Origin of the sequence: Mesorhizobium sp. M0152 (genome assembly GCF_040322415.1) — a bacterium.
In the GTDB taxonomy this organism is placed as follows: domain Bacteria; phylum Pseudomonadota; class Alphaproteobacteria; order Rhizobiales; family Rhizobiaceae; genus Mesorhizobium.
The window spans coordinates 23653-35119 of the sequence record NZ_JAMYTH010000046.1 but is presented as its reverse complement, the minus strand read 5'-3'; the positions used below and the strand labels follow the sequence as shown (position 1 = coordinate 35119).

At 59.2% G+C, this 11467-nt stretch carries 11 protein-coding genes and 2 pseudogenes; 6 read left to right on the top strand and 7 right to left on the bottom strand.

Translation table 11 applies throughout. The features are described 5' to 3' along the window. The 5 genes and pseudogenes from NKJ26_RS29130 to NKJ26_RS29110 all read right to left on the bottom strand — a co-directional run. A partial coding sequence (locus NKJ26_RS29130; protein WP_352698897.1) for a YciE/YciF ferroxidase family protein occupies window positions 1-454 on the bottom strand: 454 nt, incomplete at its 3' end. Window positions 455-723: 269 nt separating this feature from the next. Further along, window positions 724-876: pseudogene (locus tag NKJ26_RS33675) on the bottom strand (hypothetical protein); the annotation flags it as partial. Between the two features lie 3 nt (window positions 877-879). Next, window positions 880-1036 (bottom strand): annotated as a pseudogene (locus tag NKJ26_RS29120) (patatin-like phospholipase family protein); the annotation flags it as partial. Between the two features lie 19 nt (window positions 1037-1055). Then, on the bottom strand, window positions 1056-1469 hold the full coding sequence (locus NKJ26_RS29115; RefSeq protein WP_352698896.1) for a c-type cytochrome: 414 nt from the start codon (window positions 1467-1469) through the stop codon (window positions 1056-1058). Between the two features lie 51 nt (window positions 1470-1520). After that, the gene (locus tag NKJ26_RS29110; protein ID WP_352698894.1) at window positions 1521-1883 is read right to left on the bottom strand and encodes a hypothetical protein; all 363 of its coding nucleotides are present in this window, start codon (window positions 1881-1883) and stop codon (window positions 1521-1523) included. 407 nt (window positions 1884-2290) lie between these two features. On the opposite strand from NKJ26_RS29110, the gene NKJ26_RS29105 reads away from it, so the two are divergent. Then, on the top strand, window positions 2291-3442 hold the full coding sequence (locus tag NKJ26_RS29105; protein WP_352698892.1) for a helix-turn-helix transcriptional regulator: 1152 nt from the start codon (window positions 2291-2293) through the stop codon (window positions 3440-3442). 155 nt (window positions 3443-3597) lie between these two features. Then, window positions 3598-4485 carry a YihY/virulence factor BrkB family protein gene (locus NKJ26_RS29100; protein ID WP_352698890.1) on the top strand — a complete coding sequence of 296 codons (888 nt, stop codon included), beginning with the start codon at window positions 3598-3600 and terminating at the stop codon, window positions 4483-4485. Window positions 4486-4971: 486 nt separating this feature from the next. On the opposite strand, the gene NKJ26_RS29095 is transcribed toward NKJ26_RS29100, so the two are convergent. Beyond that, on the bottom strand, window positions 4972-6045 hold the full coding sequence (locus tag NKJ26_RS29095; protein WP_352698889.1) for an FAD-binding oxidoreductase: 1074 nt from the start codon (window positions 6043-6045) through the stop codon (window positions 4972-4974). Between the two features lie 92 nt (window positions 6046-6137). Then, a complete protein-coding gene (locus tag NKJ26_RS29090; protein ID WP_352698887.1) occupies window positions 6138-6995 on the bottom strand; it encodes a LysR family transcriptional regulator in 858 nt (285 codons plus the stop codon). 134 nt (window positions 6996-7129) lie between these two features. On the opposite strand from NKJ26_RS29090, the gene NKJ26_RS29085 reads away from it, so the two are divergent. The 4 genes from NKJ26_RS29085 (at window position 7130) to NKJ26_RS29070 (ending at window position 11446) form a co-directional block, all read left to right on the top strand. Then, entirely contained in the window at window positions 7130-8212 is a 1083-nt protein-coding gene (locus NKJ26_RS29085) for an amidohydrolase family protein (protein ID WP_352698902.1), read from the top strand. 12 nt (window positions 8213-8224) lie between these two features. After that, a complete protein-coding gene (locus NKJ26_RS29080; RefSeq protein WP_352698885.1) occupies window positions 8225-8578 on the top strand; it encodes a Rieske (2Fe-2S) protein in 354 nt (117 codons plus the stop codon). Window positions 8579-8696: 118 nt separating this feature from the next. Further along, a complete protein-coding gene (locus tag NKJ26_RS29075; protein WP_352698884.1) occupies window positions 8697-10304 on the top strand; it encodes an ABC transporter substrate-binding protein in 1608 nt (535 codons plus the stop codon). A gap of 95 nt (window positions 10305-10399) precedes the next feature. Next, window positions 10400-11446, top strand: a complete 1047-nt coding sequence (locus NKJ26_RS29070) for an ABC transporter permease (protein WP_352698900.1) — start codon at window positions 10400-10402, stop codon at window positions 11444-11446. Window positions 11447-11467 lie beyond the last annotated feature (21 nt).

The following is an 11467-nucleotide window of genomic DNA, read 5'->3' as shown; positions in this document are numbered from 1 at the left end:
CCTTTTCTTCCTCGAGCGTCTGCTCAAGCAGAGGAATCGCATCCTTCAGACCGAGGAGCCCAGCCCAGGTGACCAGTGTCCCGTAGCGGGCGATCTCATAGTGCTCGACGGCTTGGGCAGCAGCGACGAGCCCAGCGTCCAACGCCGGCGCCTCTTCGAACTCCTCCAGTATCTCCTGGCCCTCCTCGATGATGCCGTCGATGGCGGGGCACGTCTTTCCCTGCGCCCGCTTACCGAAAATCTCGAAGACCTGCTGCAGCCGTTCGACCTGGTCTTCGGTCTCCTCGCGGTGCTTTTCAAATGCGGCTGTCAACTCCGACGATTCGGCCCCCTTCGCCATCTTCTTCAACGCAGTCAGGATCTTGCGTTCGGCGTAGTATATATCCTTCAGTCCGTCATAGAACAGGTCTTCAAGACCTTTGGCATTGCTTTGGGAACTCTTCTTCGTGGCCATCTTCATCTCCGACAATCGAGGAATGCGAATCGAGCGACACGCTCAGCTTTAACAATGCTGCTCGGCAGTTGTTCCTTCGCGGCTTCCGGAAACCGGCGCCCAGGGCGCCGTGGCAGACCCCAAGGACAGCAGCCGTCGTTGCCGCCATAAAGGCCTCATGTCCGTCAAGGTGCGCTGGCTCGGCAGACCCCGGGCCATGGGCGTCCTTCATGATCGCTGTCAGGACCCTCAAGCAGGTGCACGCCGGTCTTGCCGCAGCGGGCAGGTGTCTCCGCCATGGCGGCAGGCTCGATCGGGACGAGGTCGTCGAGGCGGTCGTGCGTGAGCACGAATCCTCCCGGATGCTGGGAAAGGTGACGCGGCGCGCCCATGAGCTGGCGGGCAAGATCGAGCGCCAGTCGCAACCATCGGTCGCCGAGGTTGGGCCTCTCCACCTCCCGCTTCAGCTCGTCCTTGATGTCGGCTGTCTCGGCCAGCAGGGCGTCAATCTTCAAGAAAATCGAGCATGCGGTAATTGGATACCACGGGGCGGATCAGGATGTCGGACTGGCACTGGTTCAGCTTGTTGGCGATGATCGACTCCGTCGATCAGCCAGCGGTGCTAAGGTTCAAGCCTCTCGGGCCGGCCTCGGCCGAGCGCGCCGTCAGCGCGGGCCTGCAGATAGGCGTAGATGTCGTCGATGTAAGGAGCGACGTTAGGGTCGTCGGCGAAGCCCTTCATAACTGAAGGGCCGCTGCGTTGGCCCTCGCGAACGTCGCGCCGAAATGCCTCGATGCCGGGCAGTCGGTCAACAAGGGCCGAGGCGAAGGTCGAGCCTACGCCGTCGGGACCATGGCAGTGGCTGCAACTGCCATTGTAGCGACGGAAGCCGTTGTAGGTTCTCGCGTCGACCTTGCCGTTGACGAGCTTGTAGAACTTGCCGGTGGTCAGGTCATCTTGCGAAGACGCGCCGAAGCCGCCGCCGGCACTAAAGACGACGACAGACGGAAGGACGAGTTGCAGCCATGGAGACATCGTCTGTTGCCCACGTTGTAGGCAGCACTGCCGCAACGCGCACGCCCTGGATCACTCGACGGCGGCCGCCGGAGAAGCAGTCAAGATGCCGTCCACGTCTGGCCGCGGGCTGACGAAAAGCTTGCCGCCGACACGCGATATCTCGATGATTTGGTCCGACTCTCCCAGCTTACCTGGCACCGAAACTGCGACTGTCTGGTTCTCGGTCAGTATCGCCACGAAACGCACGGGCAAGCCCGCCTCGCCTTGCGCGATTGTGGTGACCACCCGATAACCGTCCTCCTCGGGCGTGTAATAGACGGCGCCAAGGAAGCTGCCGAGATCGATGCTTTCGGCCTTCATGGCTCCAAGCTCGCCGGCATGCGCGGGCATCGCCGCGATGCAAAGTGCCGCAAGAGCAATGTACCTGTACATTATGCCACTCCCTCTCGAATGTCCGGGTCGAGCCCGGCACAAAGTTTTGCCAATAGACAGTCGCGCGCCGTAACAGTCGGCGCACAAGGAAAAATTGGTGATATGCCCCCCGGCTTCATCACATCGGCGAAGGCCCGCGAGCCGGGAACGCGCTGAACCCACTGGTCGTCACAATCAAGCGCGACCTTTTCTTTAGGCAGCAAGCATTTCACCTCCCGGTTGCTTGTGCATCCCCTGTTTGGGGGAGATAGTCGAAAATAAGCGATCGCTAAAATTTGGAGGGTTAGGGCGCAGTTCCGCCGCCTCGCCGATCGACTGTCGGCGCGTAATCCGCCGAAGCGAGAGCATCTCCGGAAGCGCGCAGTTTACCGTATCAGATCCGCTTGAGGTGCGGGGGGCGTTCGACTATGGCCGAGGCATCGTCGCGTCACAAGCTGTCGAAGCTGATCGGCAGTATCTATGATTGTGCGCTCGACCCGGGCCGATGGGAATACGCGCTTACCGGGATCAGGGATGCGCTCGATGCCCAGACAGCGGTCCTGCACCTGAACGATCTCAGCCAAGACCGGCTGCTGATGTACAGGACCGTGGGAATAGAGCCATACTGGCTGGAGCAGCAGGCGAAACATATCCGCGAGATCCACGCCCGGCTGATCGAGGATCTCTTGACATGGCCCTCGCTCGAAGTGCCGCATGTACTCTCGCGCAATGTCTCTCAAACCTATCTGGAGACCTCCCGATATTTTCAGGAGTGCCTGAAGCCCCAAGGCTTGGTCGATGTCATGTCGTTCTTCCTGATGCACACTCCTACCCGGCTTGTCGGCTTCGCCGTTGCCCGGCATGAACGGCAAGGCATCATCACCGAGCGTGAAATCGCGCTTGGCAAATTGTTGCTGCCGCATGTGCGCCGATCGCTGATGATCAGCAACATGCTCGACATCAGCACGATCGAGCGGGCACGGATGGCGGAGGCGCTCGATGCGCTCACATGCGCCGTGGTCCTCGCAAATGAGCGTGGCGCCATCCTGCACGCCAACCGCTCGGCCAGGCACATGCTGCTGAGCGGCGGCCCGATCCAGGATGTCCATGGCATTCTGCAGGCGAAGATCCCATCGGCTTCCAAGGAGCTTCACAACGCCATCATCCTTGCTGCCGGGGATGAGGGGAGCATCGGCAACACAGGGCTTGCCATCCGCCTCACCGAACCCGACCTGCCGCCCATCTTCGCTCGCGTGCTGCCGATGGTCAGCGGCGATCTGCGCGCGAGTCTGGAGCCCGCGGCGGTTGCCGCGGTGTTCATCGGCAATGCACCGGACGAGCATGACGCCGCCGACATGCTGGCGACAGCCTTTGGCCTTACGTTGGCCGAAACCCGCGTGCTCGCCAGCCTTCTCGCCGGGCACACCTTGGCCGAAACCGCGGCCAGCCTGCGCATTGCCAACGCAACCACCAAGACGCACCTCGACAATATCTTCGAGAAGACCGGCGTCTCCCGTCAGGCTGAACTGATGCGGCTCGTCATGCAGATCGTTCCGCCCGCGGGGCAGCCTGTTCCCTGAGCCACTCATCCATCGTGACCAGGTGTTCTGCTCGCGATCGCAATCAGCTTCAGGAGAGAGGACCCCCGCAGAACCCATTCGCTGGCTTCTATGTCTAGCCGCACTAAATTGTCGCGAAAGAGGTCGATCCGTGGGAGTCGACGGGTATACGGAAAATGCGGCGCGTCATGCGGGAAGCTTGGGAGTTGTTGAAGCAAACCGTGCTCGGCTTCATCAATGATGGCGCGTTCAGCCATGGTGCCGCGATGGCATTTTATGCCGTGACGTCGTTGGCCCCCATCCTGCTGATCGTCGTGGCAATTGCCGGCCTGGTCTTTGGTCATGAGGCCGCGCAACTGGGGTTGTCAGCAGAGATCGCAGGCGTGATGGGCTCGCAAAGCGCCGAACTCCTGCGGATCACCATCGAAGGTGCATCGCAAAAAACCGCAGGCACTTTGGCCACAATCCTGGGCATCGTCACATTGCTGATGACGGCCTCCGGCGTGTTCGGCGAAATGCAGCTTTCGCTCAATCAAATCTGGAAGATAGCGCCTACCGGCACAACTTTGTCGCGACTGGTGCGCGCACGGGCCGCAAGCCTGGGTCTTGTCGCTGCACTGGGATTCCTGCTGCTTGTCTCGCTGGTGGCGAGTGCTGCAATTTCGGCACTCAACCAGGTGATCAATGCCTACCTGCCATTTGGTGCTGTTATCCTAGGCACTACCAATGAGATCGTCTCGTTCATCCTGCTCTCCATACTCTTCGCCGCGATCTACAAGATCTTGCCGGACCGAAGGCTGGGTTGGCGCGATGTCGCCATTGGAGCGGTGGTCACGGCATTCCTGTTCACTATCGGCAAGTCCTTGATCGGCTGGTACATCGCAACCAGTGCGATCGCGTCGTCCTATGGCGCTGCGGGCGCGTTGCTCGTTGTGCTGCTTTGGGTTTACTATTCGTCAGAAATATTCTTGCTCGGAGCCGAGTTTACACGGGCCTATTCGGTGCGCCATGGCAGCAGGTCCGACCTGCAGGCGCTGGTGGAAGGCAGGCATCAGCGTCGATGAGCCGCTGGAGCCGGTTGTGCCGTTCGTTTGCCGCACAAAAGAGGGCGTGGAACGGCTGGATTGCAGAAATCTGGAAATCGATTATTGAGCATCCAGCAGGTCTTAGGACAGCCAACCCACCTCCAAAGATCGCCCCATGTTCGATGACTTCTCGCGCGTCACTGCTTTCCTTGCGCTGTGCTTCATTTCACCACGGCCACGTCATTGCGGCAATCTACTTCATGGCTGGTGCCATCCTGTTGACAGCAGTAACTCATTTGAATGTGCGCAGACACCTCATCTGAGCTGCGCGTCATTCAGCATTTTCGTAGTCATTGGAGGACGGCCCTGCTTGCGGTAATCGCGGGTAGCTGGGTTTGCCGATGCCACGTCGAACTCCGACTGCTTTTGACGGACCCCTACTGTGGTAACACTCGTCTCGTCGGACTGGTGAACGCGAGACGCTAAGGTATGTCCGGGCGTCAATGATCAAAAACAGGCGCGAGATTAAAGGTCGAGCAAAACGGCGCCTTTTGGGCGGCTGCAACATGCAAGGACATAGTTGGCCGACTTCTCCTCAGGTGTCAGCCCGCCAAGGTCATCCATAGCGACTTCGCCGGAAAGCTTGGCGATGCGGCACGTGCCGCAGACTCCCTGCTGGCATGCGGTGGGTACGTAGACACCAGATTGGCGCGCCGCGTCCAGCAGTGTCTCTCCGGTCGAGCAGATATGGGATATGCCGGAGCGGACGAAACGGACCGAAGATGTAATCGTTGAAGTCAGCTCCACCCGCGGACTGCTGCCTCCGAAGCTCTCTTGGTGATACTGCGATGGGGCGAGGCCAATCGCGTCCAGGCAGGCACGTGCGGCTTTCATGTACGTTTCGGGCCCACAGGCAAAAACGACGCGCTTTTGGAGATCGGGAACCAGGCTCAGGAGCATCTCACTATCTATTCGGCCTGTTGGGCCGGTCCAAGCGATATCTGCCTGACTACAAACGCAGGTCACCTGCACGTTGGGAAAGCGAGCGGCAAGCGCATCCAACTCCGATCGAAAAATGATATCGGCCGGCGTTTTCGCACTGTGAATGAAACGGATCTCCCGGTCGTCTGCGCGGTCGGTGAGCGCGCGCAGCATAGACATGACGGGTGTTATCCCGCTGCCGCCTGACAGGAAAAGGGGCCTTTCATATTGCAGGTCCTCCAGATTGAACGAACCAAGCGGCCCTTCGATCTCGATCTCGTCGCCCACACTCAAATTATCATGGAGCCAATTCGAAACGAACCCGCCCAGCGTTCGTTTGACCGTGATCTGCAGGTCGAGCGGCCGCGTTGGCGGTGACGAAACAGAGTAGGATCGCGTCACCGCGTGAGCGTTGATGTTAAGGTGCACAAGCACATACTGTCCCGCGCTGAAGCAGAACATCCGATCCATCGGCGAGGTGAAAACGAATGTTTTCACATCGTCCGTCTCGTCGATTACGCGCAGGCAGTGGACAGCTTGCCGTGTGGTTGGTGCCCATTGCCGCCCACGCATAGCGGGCAGGAACTCGGAGGCGTTGAGACAAGCGTGTGCATTCATCATGGGGCTCAGGCTTTGAGGTCGAGCCAAGATGCCAGTTTGAAGCCCCTTAAAACAGAAGCAATTCCTGGCGTTATGATCGGCTATTTCGATTAAACATCGAGCGACATCACAGCGACATGGAGGGCTCGGATTCCCTTACGGATGATCGGCTCGTGCTTGCGACGTGCCAGTACGGCCGTGTGTACCGGCTGATGCAGCGTTGGAGCTCCTTCAACGATAAACGATGGGCGCTCAACGGTGAATCTGTGCGCATCGTCAGAGCGCATATAGCAGGTGCCGCCCGTGCGCCGGAGCATCATCTCTGCCAGAGTTTCCGATCCCATCGAAAGTCGACAGATCGCGAGATCAGCTAGCAGCTCCGCATGGGCTTTCTCCAGCACAACCGTGTAGCCCGGGCGAATGTAGGTTTCCGGGTCCACTTCAGCGAGAGTTCGCGCCGCGGTCGAAACCATCACATATTCTTCGATCATCAACTGGTCATAGGTTATCTCGGGGAGATAGCGGGGCGCGTAAAGCACTGCGATATCGAGATTTCCCATGCTTAAATCGCTCACCATCTGGTTCGAATAGTCCGATTCCACATGGATTGAGGATTTCGGAAGGACCTGGCACAGTGTCTCGACCCAACCCGGCAGTACTGAGCGTGTCATGCCTACCTGCGCGGCGACGCGCAAGGTCCCCTCGAAGCGGTTGAAGGCCCGCACGTCGTGGCGTGCCTGCGACCAGGTCGAGAGCAGGGATCTTGCGTAGGCTTCAAACCGACGCCCCGCCGCCGTCGGCTCGGCGCCGGCGCGCCCGCGCTGGAAGAGTTCGGACCCAATCGCGCTCTCCAGATTCTTGATGCGGGTGCTGATCGTCGACTGGGTCAGTCCCAGCCGCTCGGCTGTGCGATTGAAGTTTCGCGACTCGATGATGTCGAGAAAGGTTTCGATGTGGTCCAGCTGCACGATTTTTCCAATCGAAAAACTCGATCATATTACGCTGCATCATATGCTTGATCAAACAATACTCAAGGCAGAAGCTGCATTGAAGAGATTGGCTGGCAAACGTCGGCCGAGGCCGGGCTATGGAGCTGAGCAGCGTGTTCATCGTTGACTGCGATTGTCACAATTATTGGTCAAGCGCCACGGTGCTGGAGCCTTACCTTTCCGGCTTGTGGAAAGACATGTTCGTCGAGGGCGAGAAAACAGGGCCGGTCGGCGCATTCCCACATGGTCATCGTCCCTGGTTTCATCCGCAGGACTTCTCCCGCAAGGACGTGCGTCCGAAGACGGAGGACGACAACTATCTCATCATGAAAGAAAAGCACCTCGACAAATACAACATCGGCGTGGCGATCCTGACCGGCGACGAGCCGATAGAGGCCTCAACGCTCGCCAACCCTTACTACGCCAGTGCTCTCGTCAGTGCCTACAACGACTATCAGATCGAGCAATGGTTGCCGAAGGACAAGCGGTTCATGGGCTCGATCATTATCGCGCCGCAGGACCCCAAGCTCGCGGCCGCCGAGATACGCCGCTTGGGCAATCATCAGCGGATGGTTCAGGTTCTCGCTTCCCAGGGCTCCGTGAAGCCCTATGGCGACCCCTTTTACCATCCGATCTATGAAGCTTGCGCGGAAGTAGGACTGCCCTTTGCCATACATCTGGGCGGTCACGGGGGTGTGAATTCGAGCGCCATCGCACCGTCGCCGACGACATTTTTCTGGGAGACGCATGCCGTCTTGCACATGTCGGCGATGTCGCATGTGGCCAGCATGATAGCGCACGGCGTTTTCGAAAAATGGCCGGATCTCTACTTCGTGATCATCGAGTGCGGCGTCGCTTGGGTGCCATCGGTATTGTGGCGCCTGGACGCCGACTACAAAGCGCTACGCAAGGAGACGCCCTGGCTGAAGATGCTCCCATCCGAATATTGCCGGCGCAACATCCGTTTTTCCACACAGCCGCTGGAGCAGCCGGCAAACATCCAGCACCTCTGGTCCACGCTCGAAGCGATGGACGGCGAAAACACGCTGATGTTTGCCTCGGACTATCCGCACTGGGACTACGACGACGCCAACACCCTGCACATCCCACCCTCGTGGAGGAGCAAGATTATGGGATTGAATGCGCTCGAAGTTTATAAACGCATCTCTCCCGCGCAAGCGGCGAACGCGGCCTGACGAGGGAAGACGATGGCCGAAAAAATATACATTTGCCGGGTCGACGAGATCGAGGCTGGATATCCCTTCATCGCCAAGATCCGCAGCCTCTCGGTCGGCGTTTTCCGGGTCGGAGACTCCTTCCATGCGCTGCTGAACGTGTGCCCACATCGCGGCGCTCCCCTTTGTGAAGGACCTCAATGCGGAACAACCGCCCCGGTCGACGAAGCGCAATTCATCTACCATCGCGAGAACGAGATCGTGCGGTGCGCCTGGCATGGCTGGGAGTTCGACATAAGGTCGGGCGCGGCACTGGTCGACCCTTCCGTACGTGCGCGCACGTTTCCAGTCACCGTTGAGGCCGACAAGATCTATGTGACAGCCTGACTGGGTACAACCATTCGCACGAGCTTCGAAGGAAAGGTGACCGCAACTGACTAGCAGATTTGTTCACGGGTGCTTTGACGAACAATAACGCGGAGAATTCCGCAATGGGAGAGCTAAGATGTCAGACTCTGTACACAAACTCAGTATCGCACAAAATCTAATCGGTCGCGGCAAGATATCTCGTCGCGATTTCATTCATCTCGGCTTGGCTGCCGGCCTGACCGCCGTCGCCGCCGACAAACTTTTTGACAGCTCGGCGCGCGCCGCCCCCCTCCAGGGTGGCTTTGCCAAACTAGGGATGGCGCATGGCGCAACGACGGATTCGATCGATCCCGCCGGATACCCCGACACGTTTACGCAAACGGCGTTCTCGGGCTCGATGTCCAACAGCCTTACCGAGGTCGACGCCAAGGGCAGCGTCCAACCGGATCTTGCCGAGAGCTTCGAACCTTCGGACGGTGCCAAGAAATGGGCCTTCAAGCTGCGCAAGGGCGCTACCTTCCACAACGGCAAGAATGTGACGGCGGACGACGTGGTGACATCGCTGCGCTATCACATGGGAAAGGACACCAAATCGGCCGCTAAGTCGCTGCTCGATTCCGTCGCCGACATTAAGGCGGACGGCCCGGAAACGGTCGTTTTCACGCTCAAGAGCGGCAACGCCGATTTCCCTTACATCATGAGCGACTACCATCTGGTCATCATGCCGACCAAGGACGGGAAGGCCGATTGGGCTTCGGGCGTACGCACCGGCGCATTCGTGCTCGAGAACTTCCAGCCGGGCGTTTCGGCCAAACTCAAGCGCAACCCGAACTATTTTAAGAACGGCAAGCCCTATCTGGACGAGGTGGAGTTCCTGTCCATCACCGATCTGACCGCTCGCATGGCCGCGTTGTCCACGGGGGAGGTGGACTATATCGGCCGCGCCGACCTGAAGACCCTCGGCATGCTCAAGCGCAATCCGAAAATCGAAATCATCGAGGTCACCGGCTACGGGCACTACACTTTGCCGATGAATGTCACCATGGCGCCGTTCGACAATGCAGACGTACGACAGGCCTTGAAGTATGCCATCAATCGTCAGGAGATCGCCGACAAGATCTTCCTTGGTCACGCGGCTGTGGCAAACGACAACCCGATCGCCCCGGCGATCAAATTCGCCATGAATCCGCAGCCGCAGCACAGCTTTGATCCCGAAAAGGCCAAGCACTATCTGAAGAAAGCAGGACTGCAAAACCTGAAGGTCGATCTCTCGGTCGCCGATGCTGCCTTTGCGGGAGCGGTGGACGCTGCTGCGCTCATTCGCGAGACGGCTGCCCAATGCGGTATCGACGTGAACGTCGTGCGCGAGGCCGAGGACGCCTACTGGGACAATGTTTGGCTCAAGAAACCTTGGTGCGCTTCCTATTGGAGCGGCCGCGCGACCGCCGACTGGATGTTTACGCAGGCCTTTGCCGCGGACTCCAGTTGGAACGAGTCGTTCTGGAAAAATCCCCGTTTCAACGAGTTGCTTGTCCAGGCGCGCGCGGAGACAGACGAAGCCAAGCGAGCGGCGATGTATGGCGAGATGCAGCAACTGACACATGACGATGGCGGCAGCATCGTGCTGGTATTCAACAACTTCGTCAGCGCCAGCTCCAACAAGCTCGCACATGGCGAGGTCGCGCCGAACTGGGAGAACGACGGACTGAAGATGGCTGAGCGCTGGTGGATCGCCAGCGTGTGAGCGCCGCGAGCCGGACGCGTGATGATTGCGGCAGTCCGGCTCGGCTCGACGTGCCTTGGCTGGTGTGACAGGGGCAGCAACGGAAACGCATGCCGATGAACCCCGTAGCAAGAACGGTTCTGCAGCGCCTGGGCCTCGGCCTGGTCACGCTGTTCATCGTGTCGATCATCATCTTCTCGGCGATCGCAATGCTTCCCGGCGACTTCGCCAAGTCCACGCTCGGGCAATCGGCGACACCCGAAACTGTCGCCGCGTTTCAGCGCGAAATCGGAATCGACCGCCCGCCGGTGGAGCGTTACTTCGCCTGGATCACGCAAATGCTTCACGGTGATTTCGGCTCTTCGTTCGCAAGCCGCACCGGCGATCGGCGCTCTGTGGCCGAGATCATTGCGCCACGGCTTTATAACACGCTGTTTCTTGCCTCGATGACCGCGCTAATGGCAGTTCCGCTGGCCCTAGGCCTTGGCATCCTCGCTGCGCTGTACCGCAACGGCTGGTTCGACCGGTTGGTGAATGCTGTGACGTTGACTGCCATTTCCTTTCCGGAGTTTTTCGTCGCCTACCTGCTCGTTTATGTCGTCATTTCGCGTGACACGTTCATCGGGTCCGAATTTGCCCAAAGCCTGCCGCACTGGCTCGCGGTTTCCGTGGACCGGACGCTCAATGCGGTTCCCAAGTTCCCGACATTGTCGAATGTGAATGATGTGACGCCGTTCTGGGAGCATGCCTGGAGAGTGGCGCTGCCGGCGATCACGCTTACACTGGTGATCGTGGCCCACATGATGCGCATGACGCGAGCGGCGATCATCAACATGCTGGCCAGCCCCTACATCGATATGGCGCGTCTCAAGGGAATGTCGCCAATGACCATCGTACTCAGGCATGCCCTCCCGAATGCCTGGGCTCCCATCGTCACAGTGGTGGCGTTCAATCTCGCCTACCTGATCGTCGGGGTGGTCGTGGTCGAGGTCGTGTTCGTCTATCCAGGCATTGGACAGCTGATGGTCGATGCGGTGAGATCGAGGGATGTTCCGGTGGTCCAGGCCTGCGCTCTGATCTTCGCTGCGGCCTACATCCTGCTCAACCTGACCGCCGATATCATTTCCATTGTCACCAATCCCAGGCTCTTGCACCCACGATGACCAGTTCCGAACCCACGGTAG